Source organism: Sphingomonas sp. SORGH_AS_0950 (assembly GCF_030818415.1).
Classification (GTDB): domain Bacteria; phylum Pseudomonadota; class Alphaproteobacteria; order Sphingomonadales; family Sphingomonadaceae; genus Sphingomonas.
The window spans coordinates 2,095,596-2,111,168 of the sequence record NZ_JAUTAE010000001.1 but is presented as its reverse complement, the minus strand read 5'-3'; the positions used below and the strand labels follow the sequence as shown (position 1 = coordinate 2,111,168).

Annotated in this window: 15 protein-coding genes; 9 read left to right on the top strand and 6 right to left on the bottom strand. The window is 68.5% G+C overall.

The genetic code is table 11. The features are described 5' to 3' along the window. The first annotated feature begins 28 nt into the window (after window positions 1–28). The 6 genes from QE385_RS09165 to QE385_RS09140 all read left to right on the top strand — a co-directional run bounded on the left by QE385_RS09165 (window position 29) and on the right by QE385_RS09140 (window position 4,695). A complete protein-coding gene (locus tag QE385_RS09165; protein ID WP_307101107.1) occupies window positions 29–163 on the top strand; it encodes an aa3-type cytochrome c oxidase subunit IV in 135 nt (44 codons plus the stop codon). 10 nt (window positions 164–173) lie between these two features. Beyond that, window positions 174–1,295 (top strand): NAD(P) transhydrogenase subunit alpha, encoded by a 1,122-nt coding sequence (locus tag QE385_RS09160; protein WP_307104654.1) that lies wholly within the window; start codon window positions 174–176, stop codon window positions 1,293–1,295. A 129-nt stretch (window positions 1,296–1,424) separates the two neighbouring features. Beyond that, window positions 1,425–1,793: an endonuclease domain-containing protein gene (locus QE385_RS09155; RefSeq protein WP_307101106.1), complete on the top strand. Its 369-nt coding sequence runs from the start codon at window positions 1,425–1,427 to the stop codon at window positions 1,791–1,793. Window position 1,794: 1 nt separating this feature from the next. Further along, window positions 1,795–2,094 (top strand): proton-translocating transhydrogenase family protein, encoded by a 300-nt coding sequence (locus QE385_RS09150; protein ID WP_307101104.1) that lies wholly within the window; start codon window positions 1,795–1,797, stop codon window positions 2,092–2,094. 8 nt (window positions 2,095–2,102) lie between these two features. After that, complete coding sequence (locus QE385_RS09145; protein WP_307104652.1) at window positions 2,103–3,638, top strand: NAD(P)(+) transhydrogenase (Re/Si-specific) subunit beta; 1,536 nt, start codon at window positions 2,103–2,105, stop codon at window positions 3,636–3,638. 142 nt (window positions 3,639–3,780) lie between these two features. Then, window positions 3,781–4,695: a MarR family winged helix-turn-helix transcriptional regulator gene (locus QE385_RS09140; protein WP_307101102.1), complete on the top strand. Its 915-nt coding sequence runs from the start codon at window positions 3,781–3,783 to the stop codon at window positions 4,693–4,695. 2 nt (window positions 4,696–4,697) lie between these two features. Here QE385_RS09140 and QE385_RS09135 read toward each other — a convergent pair whose 3' ends face one another. Next, window positions 4,698–5,522 (bottom strand): oxygenase MpaB family protein, encoded by an 825-nt coding sequence (locus QE385_RS09135; RefSeq protein ID WP_373424713.1) that lies wholly within the window; start codon window positions 5,520–5,522, stop codon window positions 4,698–4,700. Window positions 5,523–5,772: 250 nt separating this feature from the next. Further along, window positions 5,773–6,708, bottom strand: a complete 936-nt coding sequence (dapF, locus tag QE385_RS09130) for a diaminopimelate epimerase (protein WP_307101099.1) — start codon at window positions 6,706–6,708, stop codon at window positions 5,773–5,775. A gap of 115 nt (window positions 6,709–6,823) precedes the next feature. Here dapF and QE385_RS09125 point away from each other — a divergent pair, with 115 nt between their 5' ends. The 3 genes from QE385_RS09125 (at window position 6,824) to QE385_RS09115 (ending at window position 8,845) form a co-directional block, all read left to right on the top strand. Continuing rightward, complete coding sequence (locus QE385_RS09125; RefSeq protein ID WP_307101097.1) at window positions 6,824–7,387, top strand: helix-turn-helix domain-containing protein; 564 nt, start codon at window positions 6,824–6,826, stop codon at window positions 7,385–7,387. 11 nt (window positions 7,388–7,398) lie between these two features. Further along, on the top strand, window positions 7,399–8,175 hold the full coding sequence (locus tag QE385_RS09120; RefSeq protein ID WP_373424712.1) for a glutaminyl-peptide cyclotransferase: 777 nt from the start codon (window positions 7,399–7,401) through the stop codon (window positions 8,173–8,175). A gap of 220 nt (window positions 8,176–8,395) precedes the next feature. Next, a complete protein-coding gene (locus QE385_RS09115; RefSeq protein ID WP_307101092.1) occupies window positions 8,396–8,845 on the top strand; it encodes an Rrf2 family transcriptional regulator in 450 nt (149 codons plus the stop codon). 7 nt (window positions 8,846–8,852) lie between these two features. Here the strand turns inward: QE385_RS09115 and QE385_RS09110 are convergent, their stop codons facing one another. The 4 genes from QE385_RS09110 to QE385_RS09095 all read right to left on the bottom strand — a co-directional run bounded on the left by QE385_RS09110 (window position 8,853) and on the right by QE385_RS09095 (window position 15,525). After that, window positions 8,853–10,064 carry a DUF1501 domain-containing protein gene (locus QE385_RS09110; RefSeq protein WP_307101090.1) on the bottom strand — a complete coding sequence of 404 codons (1,212 nt, stop codon included), beginning with the start codon at window positions 10,062–10,064 and terminating at the stop codon, window positions 8,853–8,855. A gap of 9 nt (window positions 10,065–10,073) precedes the next feature. Then, a complete protein-coding gene (locus QE385_RS09105) occupies window positions 10,074–11,585 on the bottom strand; it encodes a DUF1800 domain-containing protein (protein ID WP_307101088.1) in 1,512 nt (503 codons plus the stop codon). A 155-nt stretch (window positions 11,586–11,740) separates the two neighbouring features. Continuing rightward, window positions 11,741–12,835, bottom strand: coding sequence for a phosphatidylinositol-specific phospholipase C1-like protein (locus QE385_RS09100; RefSeq protein WP_307101086.1), 1,095 nt, complete (start codon window positions 12,833–12,835; stop codon window positions 11,741–11,743). After that, complete coding sequence (locus tag QE385_RS09095) at window positions 12,835–15,525, bottom strand: TonB-dependent receptor (RefSeq protein ID WP_307101084.1); 2,691 nt, start codon at window positions 15,523–15,525, stop codon at window positions 12,835–12,837. Before QE385_RS09095 ends, QE385_RS09100 begins: the two co-directional genes overlap by 1 nt. Window positions 15,526–15,573 lie beyond the last annotated feature (48 nt).

The window sequence follows — 15,573 nt, the reverse complement described above, 5'->3', positions numbered from 1 at the left end:
TCGCATGCCGACAGCAAGGGTGAGGATCATGGCGGCCAACGAGACCGGCACCGGCGACATGAAGGCGCATGTCGCGACCTATGATCGGATGATCGGAATGCTGAAATGGGGATCGATCGGCGTCGCCATTCTGGTGGCGATCGTCCTCTGGCTGATCGCGTGATGTGATGGGCGTGCATATCGCGGTGCTGCGGGAGACGGCCGGGGACGAAAGCCGCGTCGCCGCCACGCCGGAGACGGTGCGCAAGCTGACCGCGCTGGGCGCGACGCTGGCGGTCGAACGCGGCGCGGGACAGGCGGCGGGGATCGCCGATGGCGATTACGAACAGGCGGGCGCGACCGTCGCCGAACGCGGCGTGGTGCTGGCGGGGGCGGGGATCGTCCTGGCGGTCCAGGCGCCCGAGGTCGAGGGGCTGCGCGGTGTGGGCGAGGGCGCCTGGGTGGTCGCGGCCTTCGATCCGTTCCGGCGGCACGAGACGGTCGCGGGCTATGCCGCCGCCGGGCTGGAGGCGCTGGCGATGGACCTGATGCCGCGCATCACCCGCGCCCAGTCGATGGACATATTGTCGTCCCAGTCCAATCTGGCCGGGTACAAGGCGGTGCTGGAGGCGGCGAACGCCTATGGCCGCGCCCTGCCGATGATGATGACGGCGGCGGGGACGATCCCGGCGGCGCGCGTCTTCGTGATGGGGGTGGGCGTTGCGGGGCTCCAGGCGATCGCGACCGCGCGGCGGCTGGGCGCGCAGGTGTCGGCCACCGATGTCCGTTCGGCCACCCGGGAGCAGATCCAGTCGCTGGGCGCCAAGCCGATCTTCGTCGAGGGCGTGGCGGGGATCGAGGGCGAAGGCACCGGCGGCTATGCGGGCGAGACCAGCGAGGAATATCGCGCGGCGCAAGGGCAACTGGTCGCCGGGCATATCGCCAGGCAGGACATCGTCATCACCACCGCGCTGATCCCCGGCCGCCCCGCGCCGCGCCTGCTGACGGATGCGCAGGTCGCGACGATGCGGCCGGGCAGCGTCATCGTCGACCTGGCAGTCGAGGCGGGCGGCAATGTCGAGGGCGCGGTGGCGGGCGAGGTGGTGACGCGCCACGGCGTCACGATCATCGGCCACCGCAACATGCCCGGCCGCCTGGCCGCCGACGCCTCGGCGCTGTTCGCGCGCAACCTGCACAATTTCCTGGCCGCCTTCTGGGACAAGGACGCCGGGCGTCCGGTACTCGACGCGGAGATCGGCGACGCGATCCGGCTGACCCGAGGGGGACAGGTGGTGAATCCGAGGTTGCAGTCGTGAGCTTCATTCCTCCCCTGCAAGGGGAGGTGGCAGGGCGAAGCCCTGACGGAGGGGTGTCGCGTTATCGAGAGGGGGACACCCCTCCGACGCGCTGCGCGCGCCACCTCCCCTTAAAGGGGAGGAATTAGGGTGTTACAGGGCGACGAAGGGATCGACGGTCGGGCGCGGGGTTTGCGGCGGGCGATGTCGGCACCCGAAATCACGTTGTGGCAGGTGCTCCGCCGACGTCCCGGTGGCTTCAAATTCCGGCGTCAGCATCCGTCAGGTCCCTATATCGCCGATTTCTACTGTCACGAGGCAAGACTGGTTGTTGAGGTGGATGGCGAAGCGCATGGTCGTGGCGATCGACCGGCACGCGACGAGGCCAGGGATCGCTGGTTCGCACATCGCGGCCTGATTACCCTTCGTATCGCAGCGATCGATATCCTGAAAAACATCGAGGGCGTGACCGGCCATATCCTCGCCACCGCCGCCAACCGCCACCTCGGGGAGGAATAAGATGGACTTCGTATCGATCCTGTCGATCTTCGTGCTGGCGTGTTTCGTCGGCTATTATGTCGTCTGGTCGGTGACGCCCGCGCTGCACACGCCGTTGATGGCGGTGACCAACGCCATTTCCTCGGTCATCATCGTCGGGGCGCTGATCGCGTCCGCCGCATCCTCTGGGGCGACGGGTTCGGGCGTGGCCAAGTGGCTGGGGCTGGGGGCGGTCGTATTGGCCAGCATCAACATCTTCGGCGGCTTTGCGGTGACGCAGCGGATGCTCGCCATGTATCGCAAGAAGGAGAAGCGCTCGTGATCGCCCCCGTGCCGCCCGCGCCGCTCGCCCCTGCGGTCGAGGCCGTTGCCGCGAACCCCTGGGTTTCGCTCGCCTATCTGGTGGCGGGGGTGTGCTTCATCCTGGCGCTGCGCGGGCTGTCGAGCCCGACGACCAGCCAGCGGGGCAATCGCTTCGGCATGATCGGCATGGCGATTGCCGTCGTCACGACGCTGGTGACGCATGTGCCATCGATCGGCTCCGGTTGGACGACGGCATGTGAAATCGGAGAGGCAATTTGCCCCTTTGGTTCTCAGATTGATTGGGTTGCCGTTCTCGAAATCCTTGCTGCCATCGGCCTGGGTGCGGCGATCGGCATCACCAACGCGCGGCGCATCGCGATGACCGCGATGCCGCAGCTGGTCGCCGCCTTCCACTCGCTCGTCGGCCTCGCCGCCGTCGCGGTCGCCTGCGCCGCGTTCCTGAACCCGGTCGCCTTCGACATCGCCGATATGGTCGTCCCGATGATCGGACAGCCCTTTGCCAGCATCCATGTCGTCAGCCGGGTCGAGATGGCGCTGGGCGTGGCGATCGGCGCGATCACCTTTTCCGGCTCGGTCATCGCCTTCCTCAAGCTCAACGGCAATATGGGGGGAAAGCCGATCCTGCTGCCCGGCCGCCATGCGCTGAACGCGGGGCTGCTGGGGGTGATCGTCATCCTGGTGGCGATGTTCACGCGCGATCAGGCGCCGTGGATCTTCTGGACGATCACGCTCCTGTCCTTCGTCATCGGCTTCCTGCTGATCGTGCCGATCGGCGGCGCGGACATGCCGGTCGTGGTGTCGATGCTGAACAGCTATTCGGGCTGGGCCGCCGCCGCGATGGGCTTCACCCTGCACAATACGGCGATGATCGTGACCGGCGCGCTGGTCGGCAGTTCGGGCGCGATCCTGTCCTATATCATGTGCCGGGCGATGAACCGCAGCTTCGTCAGCGTGATCGCGGGCGGCTTCGGCGCGAGCGATGCAGGGAGCGGGGCTACGGCGGCGACCGACCGGCCGTGGAAGCGCGGCAGCGCGGAGGACGCGGCTTTCCTGATGAGCCAGGCCGAACAGGTCGTCATCGTCCCCGGTTACGGCATGGCGGTGGCGCAGGCGCAGCATGTCCTGCGCGAGATGGGCGACCTGCTCAAGAAGGAGGGCGTGCGCGTCAAATATGCCATCCACCCGGTCGCGGGGCGGATGCCCGGCCATATGAACGTGCTGCTGGCCGAGGCGAACGTGCCCTATGACGAGGTGTTCGAGTTGGAGGACATCAACGCCGAATTCGCGCAGACCGACGTGGCCTTCGTCATCGGCGCCAATGACGTGACCAACCCGGCGGCCAAGACCGACAAGTCCTCGCCCATTTACGGCATGCCGGTGCTCGACGTGGAAAAGGCCAAGACGGTGCTGTTCATCAAGCGGTCGATGGGCGGCGTCGGCTATGCGGGTGTCGATAACGAGCTATTTTATCGCGACAACACCATGATGCTGCTGGCGGACGCGAAGAAGATGGTCGAAGAGATCGTCAAGGCGCTCGGCTGAGCGTCCGATTCGGACTGACGTCGACTCCCGGACGTCATCCCGGTCGCAGCGACGATGGCGACGGCGGGGCGGCGGCTCCGCCGGGCCGGTCATGTTGCGACCGTGATCGAAAGCCCGCCATGGCGGGCGGCGGGGAGCAGGTGTGGAACAGCTAGACCCTTATGGGGACGGATTTCCGGTCGTCGTCATCAGCGCGCCCGCGCTGAGCGGTGCGGCGGGGCAGGCGGTGCGGCAGGCCGGCGGGCGGGTGATGCGCGCGATCGACTGGCCCGCGGTCGCCGAGGAGATCGGGCGGCAGGCGGGGCGGCCGCTGCTGATGATCGACACGCACGGCGCGGAGGCGCTGGCGATGGAGGTGGCGCTGGCGCGGATCGACGCGGTGGCGACCGCGCTCGACCTGCCGGTGCTGGTCAGCCTGCCGACCGCCGATATCGATCTGGTGGCCGCCATGCTGCTCGGCCCGCGCGTCGTGATGCTGTGCGACGCGAGCGAGCTGGAGCTGGTCGCCGCGCTGGCGGTGGCGGGGGCGACCAATGGCGGCGCGTCGATGCTGCACGGCCATGTCCATGAGGGCGAATCCGAACGGCTGCGCCAGCTCAACGCCGAGGTCGCCCGGATCGCCGAGGTGCTGGCGCGGCTGTCGGTGCAGGGCGAGGAGGAGGGGCGCGGCGGGGTCGGCGACCGGCATCAGAGTTTCCACGCCGCCACCGCGCGCGCCCAGCCGGGCGATGCCGAGATCGTCCGCCGGATGATCCGCGCGCGGCGGCTGCGCGACGGGCTGTTCGGGGAGGGACTGTTCGAGGAACCCGCCTGGGACATGCTGCTCGATCTCTATGCCGCGCATCTGGAGGGGCACCGCGTATCGGTGTCCAGCCTGTGCATCGCCGCGGCCGTTGCGCCGACCACCGCATTGCGCTGGATCGGCAAGATGACCGAGGCGGGGCTGTTCGCGCGCCAGCCCGATCCCGCCGATCGCCGCCGCGCCTTCATGATGCTGACCGACCGCGCGCTGGAGGGGATGCGCGCCTATCTGGCGGCGCTGCGGCGGCTGGGCTGAGCCTAGCCCGCCAGTGCCCAGCGGATCGCGCCGCCCAGCCGCCGCGTGCCCGCCCGGATGGCGGGACGCATCGCGACCGCGCCGTCCAGGCCATGCAGCCGCGCCGCCCAGTCGGGCAGCAGCGCGATCCCCGCCTGGGTCAGCCAGTTGCTGACCGGCGCGAGCGCGGGGCTGGGGGCGGGCTGGTTGAGCAGCACGCGGGCGACGCTGCGGGTCCGTGCATCGACCCGCAACTCGCCGCGCACCGAGTCGAGGAACCGGGCAAGCTGGTGCCGATCCTCGGGCACGTCCACGGCCCCCAGCCGGTGCGCGATCTGCGCCATCTCGGCCAGATAGCGGTCGGCCTGTTCATCGGAGAAATCGGGGTCGCGATAGGTGCGATGCGCGCGCAGGAAGCTGTCGACCTCGGCGGCATGCACGAAGGTCAGCAGGTGCGGATCGTTGGCGGCATAGGGGGTGCCGTCGGGGAGCGTGCCCTTCACTCGGTCATGGACGTGGCGCACCCGCGCGATCATCTGCTCGGCCGCCTCGGTCGCGCCGTAAGTGGTGACCGAGATGAACCCGGCGGTCCGCCGCAGCCGCCCGGCCATGTCGCGGCGGAAATCGCTATGGTCCCATACCCCGGCCAGCGCGGCGGGATGCAGCATCTGAATCAGCAGCGAGGCGATGCCGCCCGCCATCATCGCGGTGAAATCGCCATGCACCGCCCAGGTCGCCGAACCGGGGCCGAACAGCCCGTCATCGCCCGGCGGCCGGGTCAGGTCGAGTTCGCGACTGCCGACGACGTCGCGGATCTGGTCGGCAATCTGGCGGCGGACGGGGAGCATGGCGGGATAACGCGTCGGCGGGACGTTGCGTTGCGTTGCGTGCGAGCGAGGGGCCATCGGGACGGTCGATGCTTGCCGCGCGCGCTTTCCCTTGGCCTTCGACTTCGCTCAGGCCGAACGGAGCGGGGGATTTGTCCCTGGCGAGATGTTGGCCCGTCCATGCTCCCCGCACGATTTGCCCGTGCGTCCCTTACCCCAAACTCCGTTCAGCCTGAGCGAAGTCGAAGGCCACGCCCGACACGCACGCCCCTCACCCCCGCCGGGCCGCCTCCCACGCCGCGCGCTCGTCGGGGAAATGCCGCTCCACCACCAGGTCGCTGGCGGTTTCGCTCGCCAGGTCGACCGTGACCGAGCCTGCCCATTCATAGGTCGCATTGCCCGACAGCGTGACCATGCCGTCCGCCTGCGCGAAGGCGCGGACCAGCCCGCCCCGGTTGAACACCACGGTCGGCACGTCCCAGCCGATCCGCCCGGTCAGGCAGGCGGCATAGGTGGATGCCGCCATCGCGCTGCCGCAACTGTCGGTCAGGCCCACCCCGCGCTCGAAGGTCCGGACGAACAGCGCGTCGCCGCGTACCTCCACGAACGAGACATTGGCGCGGTTGGGCAGCCAGTCGGGTGCGGCCTCGCAAATGCCGCCCAGACGGACCAGCTCGGCCTCGTCCACCGTGTCGACGAAATGGACGAGATGCGGATTGGGCATGGTGACCGCGGTGAAGCGCCGCCCGGCATCGAGCATGGGCAGCACCGCCTCGACCAGCCGGTCGGGCGCGCCATGGATCGGCCAGGCGGCGGTCGACAGCCCGGCGGGCCCGGCGGTCTCGCGCACCGTATAGACGCCCGGCGCCAGATCGGCGTCATGGACCGCATCGGCGTGCGAGGTCTTGAGCCGGACCGTCGCGGCCTCGATCCCCAGCGCCTCGAACCCGGCGCGCGCAACGCAGCGGACGCCGTTCAGGCAGGTCTCGGCCTCGCTGCCGTCGCTGTTGCGCATCACCATGCCAAAGGCGGCGCGGTCGTCGCCGGGGACCAGCAGCAGCAAGCCATCGCCCCCGACCGGCCCCGCGCGGTTCGCCAGTGCGCGCGCGACCGCGGCCCATTCCGCTTCGCCGAGCGTCAGGGCGCGTGCGTCGATCATCGGGAAATCATTGCCCGAACCATGGCATTTGACGATCTCGAACCGCATGGGCGATAACTCCGACAGAATATGGCTCGGCGCTTAGCCCAGCCGGACGGGCTTCGCCAGCAGCGCGGGCGCCGGACCGACTGACCGCCGGCAGGGATTGGAGGGGCACAGGGACATGATCACCGCGATCCGGGAAGTGCGGCGGGCCAAGGGCATGACGCTGGACGATGTCGCGCGCGCCTGTTGCCCGCCGACCACGCCGCAGACGATCGGGCGGCTGGAGATGGGGACGCGCACTGTGTCGCTGCCCTGGCTCAACCGCATCGCCGCCGCGCTGGGCTGCACCACCGCCGATCTGGTCACGCTGCCGGTGCGCGAGACGCTGCCGGTCGCGGCGCTGCTGGGGCCGCGCGGGGCGGTGGCACCGCGCAGCGCACGCGCCGTCTCGCCGCCCTGTGCGACGCCGGGGATGATCGCCGTCACCGTCACCGGCGCGGTCGGCGATTACCGGGCGGGCGATGAGCTCTGGTGCGAACCGCTGGCGCCCGATAGGTTCGCCGATGCCATGAATCGCGATATCCTCGTGCCGCGCGCCGTCGGCGGCTATGTCTTTGCCCGGCTGGCGGCGGTGGGAGACGACACGCTCCGCCTGCTGCCGCTCGAACCCGGTGCCGCCGGCGTGACGGTGGCGGCCCCCGCCTGGATCGCGCGGGTGGCGCGGCTGGTGCGCACGCTGTGATCCGGCTCGCCCTGATCCTGGCGCTCGCCCTGGCGATTCCGGCGGCGGCGCAGCAGACGGCTCCCGCTGCACCGGCCCCGCCGGTGGTGGAGAAGCCCGAGCTGGTCCGCGCCTATCCGCACGACACGACCGCCTTCACCGAAGGGCTGCTGATCGCCGACGGCACGATGTACGAAAGCACGGGGCGCGAGGGGCAGAGCGTGATCCGCCAGGTCGACCTGGCCACCGGCAAGACCCAGCGCCAGGCGACCGTTCCCGACGGCCTGTTCGGCGAGGGCATCGTCGCCTGGGGCCAGGAACTGCGCAGCGTCACCTGGCATGGCGGGCGGGGTTTCCGCTGGAGCCGTCCGGCGCTCAAGCGGGTCGGCGAATGGCGCTATGAGGGCGAGGGCTGGGCGATGACCGATGACGGGCATCGGATCATCCTGTCGGACGGCACGCCGCGCCTGCGCTTCCTCGACCCCGCGACGATGAAGGTCGCGCGCACGCTGGACGTGACGGTGAACGGACGGCCCCTCAAGAACCTGAACGAGCTGGAATATATCGACGGGCAGATCTGGGCCAATGTCTGGATGACCCGCTATATCGTGCGGATCGATCCCGCCTCGGGGCAGGTGGTCGGGGTGATCGATCTGGGCGACCTGATCGCGCGGGTCGGGCTGACCGATCCCGACTCGGTCGCCAACGGCATCGCCTTCGACCGGGTGAAGCACCGCATCTTCGTCACCGGCAAGAACTGGCCCGAGCTGTTCGAAATCCGCCTGCCCGCGCCCGCACCCGCCCGCTGAGGCGGGCGGCGTTCGGTCGCGCCTGGCATATCCTTGGCCCCATTATATTTTCCCGATGGTGGGACCGGATACGGATGCGGACTTGCGCGTTTACGCAGCGGGAATATGCAAAAATAACATGAGTTATGAATTGCGTGTTCGGCCCGATCCGGCCATAAGAGGGTGAGCCCTGTGCCCGCGCGGACGGATCATGGGACGAAGGAATAAGGAGCAACGTTTCTTGCCGACCAGCACGCGTTTTGTCGTTTCGCTGCATATGCTTGCGCTCATGGCCGACCATGGCGATACGCCCCTGCGCTCGGAAGACATCGCGCTCAGCGTCAATTCCAACGCGGCGGTGGTCCGCGCGCTGCTGCTCCGACTGGCGAGCGCCGGGCTGACCCGGTCGCAACTGGGCAATCGCGGCGGCGCGATGCTGGCTCGGCGATCGGCGGAGATTCGGCTGGTCGATGTCTATCAGGCGGTGGAGGATCGAAACTTCTTCGCCTTTCACCGCCAGCCGCCCGAGGGCGACGGGCTGATCGACCGGCATATCACCGCCAGCCTGGAATCGATGCTGACCCCGGTGCGCGAGGCGCTGGAGGACAAGTTGGCCGAGCTGACGCTCGATGATGTTCTGGACGACATCCGCGCCCGCGATCAGGCGGTGCCGTTGCGGCTGTCGGCCTGACGCGGCCCTAGACCAGCTTCAGATCGCTCGCGCGGGTGCCGGGGAACAGGGTCGCCAGACGTTCGCCCGACAGGCCGAACTGGCGGCCGACCAGCCCGCCGATCAACGCCCGGTAATCGGTCAGCACCGGCAGGTCGCGATTCTGGTTGAGCGTGGCGGCGGACAGCGCGACCTGTTCGCCCGCCATCCGGCCGCCGGACACGTCGCCGCCCAGCACCCAATAGATGCTGCCATGGCCGTGATCGGTGCCCCGATCGCCATTCTCGCGGAAGGTGCGGCCGAATTCGGACACCACGACGACCGTCGTCGTGCGCCATGCCTCGGGCCCGATCGCCTGCACGAATCCGGCCAGCCCACGCCCCAGTTCGCCGATCCGGTCGGCCAGATAGCCGGTCGCGCCGCCCTGGTTCACATGCGTGTCCCAGCCGCCGACATCGACAAAGGCCAGGTTGAACCGGTCGCGCATCAGCGTCCCGATCCGCTGCGCCGACAGGGCAAAGCCCTTGGGCGACACCGCGCCGCGGCTGGCGGCCTTCATCTCCTGGTCGAGCGTCCGGTAGACGGTGTCGCGCACCGCAAAGCCTTCGCTGACCGAACGGGCGAGCTCGGGATGACCGGCATACATGCTCTGGATCAGCGCGGCCTGGCGCTGGTCGATCGGCTTGCCGACATTGGCGAGCGCAAGATTGGGGATCGGGTCCTCGCCGCCGCGAAAGCAGAGCGGCAACTGGTCGGTGAAGGCGATCGGCCGCTCGCCCGTGCCGAGGATATCCGCCAGCCGCGCCATGAAGCCCGAGCCGTAATCGCGATGCCCGCCGACCGGCTGGCCCAGTTCGATCGTGTCCTGGGTCTCGAAATGGCTGCGACTCATATCGTCGGTGCCCGCGAACGGCACGAAGGCGATCTGCCGCGCCTGCCATAGCGGCAGGATCGTGTCCTTCAGCGCCGGGTGGAGCGCCCAGTCGGCGTCCAGCGGCAGCGGCGCATGGGGATCGGCCGGATCGGGCCGCGCCAGCGCGATCGTCGGGCGCGACTGGCGATAGAAGTCGCTGCCGCTGGGGCTGATGATGTTCACCGCGTCATAGGCGCCGCGCAGGAACACGACCAGCAAGCGACTGCCCGCCTGCGGTGCGGCGAAGGCGCGGCCCGCGACGACCATCGGCGCCATGGCGGCGGTGCCCTTCAACAGATCGCGGCGATGCAGGGGCGGGATCGTCATGCCATCCTCCTATCGATGCATGAATTCGGGCGAGGAGAAATAGAGCGCGTTCCATTCGGCGGGCGAGCGCGCCTGCGCCAGCGCGGCCAGGGTCGGCTTGCCCAGCGTCGCCATCCGCGCGGTCAGGACGGGCGAATCCCTCAACGCGGGCGGCGGGGCCGGTGGCGGCGGAGTGCCGGATGCGGCGTCGGGGGACTGGAACAGCCGCGCCGCGCCGCCGCCGATCTGGCGCGCGATATCGAACCGCGTCGCCATCTGCCCCGGCGCCGACCAGCCCGCGCTGGTCAGGTCATAGCCGTCGGGGGTCTCATGATCGTACAGCCCTTCGCCCATCTGGCGGATCCAGCCGACGACCGGCTGGGGATTCGCGATCACCCGGTCGCCATAGGCCAGCCGGACGGCCGACAGCGTATAGTCGACCGGATCCTTGAACCCCCGGCCCGCCGATGCCGCGAATTCGCGCGACCGGATCATCGTCTTCAGGACGGCGGCAATGTCGCCATGCGTCCGGCGAAAGGTCGCCGCCATCCGTTCGACCAAAGCGGGCGGGGGCGTGTCGCCGGTGAAATAGGTCGCCATCTTCTGCGCGATGTGATGCGCGGTCGCCGGGCTGTCGGCGATCAGGTCGAGTGCCTGCTCCACCTCGGCAAAGCCCGATCCTTTGATCTCATGGCCCAGGAAATGCTTGGTCCCGAAATCGTGGCGGGCCGGGTTGAACTCGAACAGCCCGGCCCGGAGATAGAGCGGCTGGAGCTCGGGCTTCAGCCTGGGGGCATCGGGTTTCTGGTCGACGCCGACCCCGGTCAGGATGCGCGCCAGTTCCTGCACGTCCTGCTGGCTGTAGCCCGACCCGACGCCCATGGAGTGAAGTTCCATGATCTCGCGCGCGTAATTCTCGTTGATCTTGCCACGCGCATTCTGGTCATTGTCCAGATAGCGCAGCATCGCCGGATGGCGCAGCGTCGCCTCCAGCAGGTCGCGGAACCGGCCCAGCGCATGGGTGCGGATCGTGTCCTCATAATCGCCGACCATCGCCCGAATGTCGCGCTTGCCCGCCTGGACGTTGAAATGGTTGAACCAGAACCAGGTCATCCGCTCGCGCAACGGGTCGGGTGCATAGAGGGCGCGCAGCACGAAACGCTGCCGCGCCTCGTCGGCGAGCGCATTCATCGCCTTTTGATAGACCTCGCGCGCGGCCTTTTTGCGGTCGGGATCGGTCAGCAGATTGGCGTCGCGTTGCAGTGCGTCGGTCTCGACGACCAGCGCGGCGACGGGTTCCTTCGAGATGCGCATCGCATCGATCCGCGCCTGCACCGCCGGGGGGAGGGGGGAGGGCCGGTCGTCCAGCTGGTGCCGCAGCCACGCGTCGCTGCCCGGCGCCGGGCCCGTATCGGGCGCGGCCGACGGACCCCAGCCGAGCCGCTCGGCCCAGGCGGCATCGCGCGCCGGATCGGCGGCATGGGCCGGGATCGCGGTCATCAGGACCGGGGCTATCATCAACAGGCTTGCGGTTCGCGTCATGCACCGCTTCTTCCGTTCCCGCCACACGCCGACGCGGCGCAGGCTTCATCGGAGGGTAAAGTGGCGGATGATGGCTGAACCCCGCCTTGCCCCGAGATGAAAAGGGCGTCAGCGGCCGGACACTTTTCCTCCCCTGTAAGGGGAGGAATGAGATGTTATTGCGGCAGCGTGCACCCGACCGGCTGGGTCACCGGGTTGCAGCGTTCCATCACCCCGGCGGGCAGGGTGACGGTGAAGCCCTGGCTCCACGGGCGACGCGGTGCGCCGGGATAATAGTCGGTCGACACCGCCTGCGCGCCGCTGTCGATCGCGGCCTGCTGGCGACCATGGTCGTTCGACCGCGCCTCGGCCGTGTCGGCATCGGTGCGGGTGCGGACGATGAAGCCCTGCTTCACCCATTCGCGAATCTTCGCGCTATCGGTGCGCGGATCGCCGACGATCTCGACCGAAGCCTCGGGCTGGTCGGTGTCGTACCAGCCGAAGATCGCCCGCCCCTTCAGCGAGGGATGCCCGGCGCGATAGCGGTCGGACACGTCGCTGGGGGTGTCGAGCACGAAATAGATCTTGCCGCGTGCCTGCTCCAGCGTCGGCCAGCCCCTGGTGGTCACCGCCTCGCGCAGCGTGGCCGCATTCCCGCGGACATCGTCCGGCGTGATGATCCGCTCCGGCTTCAGCACGTCGCGAATCTCGCCGTCCAGCGCATCGAGCAGCGGTGCGGTCAGCGGGAGGGGATCGGTGACGCCGGGCTTGTTGATCGGCCGGTCGGCGGCGTTGATCGTGACCATGATCGGCAGGTGACGCGGATGCGCGCGCGACCAGGCGTCGATCTGGCCGATGCACTGCTTGAACGTGCCGCAGGAGCGGTAATCGACTTCCGGAATATGGAAGACCTTGAAGCCCGGCTTCATCATCGCCGCTTCGTCGAAGCCGGTCCGCTCGCCCGCCGCACGCGCCAGTTTCTCGCCCGCCGGATGCGCGAAGCGGCCCCCTTCGGGGTCGGCGAAGATGTCGATCTCCAGCTGGCGCACGCCGCGGTCGAGCTGCTGCGCCAGCGTCAGATGGTCATAGTCGAGCGCGGCGGCGAGCTTGGGGTCGCGGCGTTCGAGTTCGGCGAAAACGGCGGGCGCGATCCGCTGCTTGTAGCTGTTGTGCGATCCGACCACCTGGATGTCGTTCATCCGGAGCGGCCGCTGCGGCGCCGGGGCGGCGGCGGTCGCGAGGACCGCCGCCAGGGTGAGGATGTGCTTCATCAGAATTCAGCCCGAATGCCGAACAGGATCGTCCGGCCATAATAGTTGATCTCGCCGAAGCGCAGGCTGTTGTCGTTATAGGTGTCCTGATGCGCGCCCGCGATGTTGATGCCCTCCAGGCTGAGCGTCAGATTGTCGGCGGCGCGCACCGACAGCTGGCCGTCGAGCGAACCAAAGGCCGCGACATAGGTCGGCGCCTGCACCGTGCTGCCCGTGCTCGACAGATATTTGTCGCGCCAGACATAGGAGAGACGCGCCGACAGCGGCCCCTTGTCGTAGAAGCCGACCAGGTTGAAGCTGTTCTTGGACAGGCCGATCAGCTGGTCCTTGATGGTGCGCGAACCGGCGGTGTAGTCGGCCTTCACTTCCGTATGGGTGTAGGAGCCCTGCACGCCGAAGCCGTCGAAGGGCTGGGGCAGGAAGGTGAAGACCTGGCTATAGGCGGCTTCCGCGCCGTACACCTTGGCATTGCCGCCATTGACCGAGCTGGACAGGCGGACGGTGCCGCGGCCCGGAATGTTGATCTCGGTATTCGACTGGGTGATGTAATCGTCCATCGCCTTGTAGAAGACCGCGCCCGACAGCATCCCCGACGGCGCGAAATACCATTCCAGCGAGCCGTCGAACTGGGTCGCGAGGAAGGGCACCAGCTGCGGGTTGCCGCCGCTGGCGGTGGCGGCGTCGGTCGACACGGTGATGCGCGGCGCGGTGTCGGTGACGTTGGGGCGGGTCAGCACCCGGCTGGCGGCCAGGCGACCGACCAGCTTGGGCGTCAGGTCGGCGCGCAGGTTGAAGCTGGGCAGGACATTGTTGAACGTCTTGGGATAGCTGACCGGCGTGGCGGTGTTGCCGCTGGTCAGCGTGCCGCTCGCCACCTGATCGGTGTGGACATAGCGGACGCCCAGATTGCCGGTGACGGGCACCGCGCCCGCATCGAACTGGTAATCGGCGCGGACATAGGCGGCGGCGATCTTTTCCGAGACGACGAAGGACGAGCGCAGGTCGCCATTGGTCAGCGGCTGGCCCTGGATGGCGGGGGTGAAGAAATTGCCGACATAGGCGTCGGTCACCGGCACCAGCCAGTTGCGGAAGGCATTGCCCGACACGCCCGACAGGAAATCGCCGTACGGCACCTGCTGATAGGCGCCCGCGCCCAGGCTGGTCAGCGGCTGGTTGGTCGCGGTGTCGATCAGGTAATCGCGGCGGAAATAGTCGCGCTTGCGCCAGTGATATTCGCCGCCCGCCTGCAGCTTCGACAGGAAGCCGTCGAAATCATGCCCGATGTCCAGGCGCGAGTAGAAATCCCAGTCCTTGCTGTCCTTGGGCGCGATGTTGAACTGGTAGAGCTTGTAATTGGCGGGGTTGGTGACGTCGACCGGCGTGGTGAAGGTCGGCATGTTCTGATAGCCGCCGCTGGCGTCATAGCTCAGCGGCGCGATGAAATAGGCGCGGCTGCGCACCGTGCCGGTCTTGTAGTCGGGGTGATAGCTGTGCGCGGCCGACCAGTTGACGTTGGCGGTGACGTGCCAGCGATCCGGGTTCCACGTCTGCTTCAGCCCGATGGTGATCAGGTCGTGCCGGTTCAGGCTGTATTCGCGCGACGCCATGAAGCGGGCATTGGCGATGGTCGCCTTGGTGATCGTGTCGCCGACGACGGTATAGCCGGGCTGGAGCACGGTCGAGGGCTGCCTGACGCCGCCGATCGTGACGTTGGCGTCGTCGGGATAGATGTCGAGGCCGAACTCGTCATAGGCGACGTCGAGCCGCGTCGCGACGACGTCGAGCGTCGTCTGAAGCTCGGGCGTCGGCTGCCACTGGGCCGAGACTAGCCCCGAGATACGCTTGCGATCCTCGGTCTCGACGGTGGGGCGGGTGCGGGTCGGCGAGTAGAGGCCCGCCGGAGCGCCGCCGCGCGCCGCATCGGTGTAGCGGTTGAGTAGCCAGCCGAAATTCATGAAGCGGTCGTTGCGGACCGTCTTGGCCCAATATTGCGCGCCCGCCAGGATGCCGAAGGTGCCGTCGCTGTTCTTCGCGCTGGTCAGCACGGTGACGTTGGGGCGGACCTCCTTGGTCTGGCTGGTATAGGTGCCGCGCATGTTGATCGTCGTCTTGTTGCCGACCTCCAGCGGGCGGAAGGTCTTGACGTCGATATTGCCGCCCAGCGCGCCCTCGCTCATGTCGGCGGTCGGGGTCTTGACCACGTCGATGCTGGAGGTGAACTCGGCGGGCAGCATCTCGAAACGGAACTGGCGCCCGGCCGCGCCGCCATTCTCGATCAGGTCGTTGAGCGCGATGGTGCGGCCGTTCATCAGCGTGTTCTGGAACTGCGGCCCCAGGCCGCGGACGCTGACATACAGGCCCTCGCCGCGCGGGCGGGTGATGGCGACGCCGGGGACCAGTTGAAGCGCCTCGGCGACATTCTGGGTCGGGAACTTGCCGATATCGGTCGAGCTGATCGAGTCGACGCCGTAGGCGGCGCGGCGCTTGGTCTCGATCCCCGCCGCCAGGCTGCGCGCATAGGTGCCGTTGACGACGATCTCGTCATTCTGACCGGCGGCATCGCCGTCCTGCGCGGCCTGCGGCGCGGCGGCGGCGGTGGTCGCGGTGGTTTCCTGTGCGGCGGCGGTCAGCGGGCCGGTCACGAGGATGAGCGAGGCCGAAGCCTTCAGCAGGCTGCGCAACGTAAGCATGATATGATTCCCCCATCGGCCTTGCTGCCGGTTCGGCGGCGGCGTTAG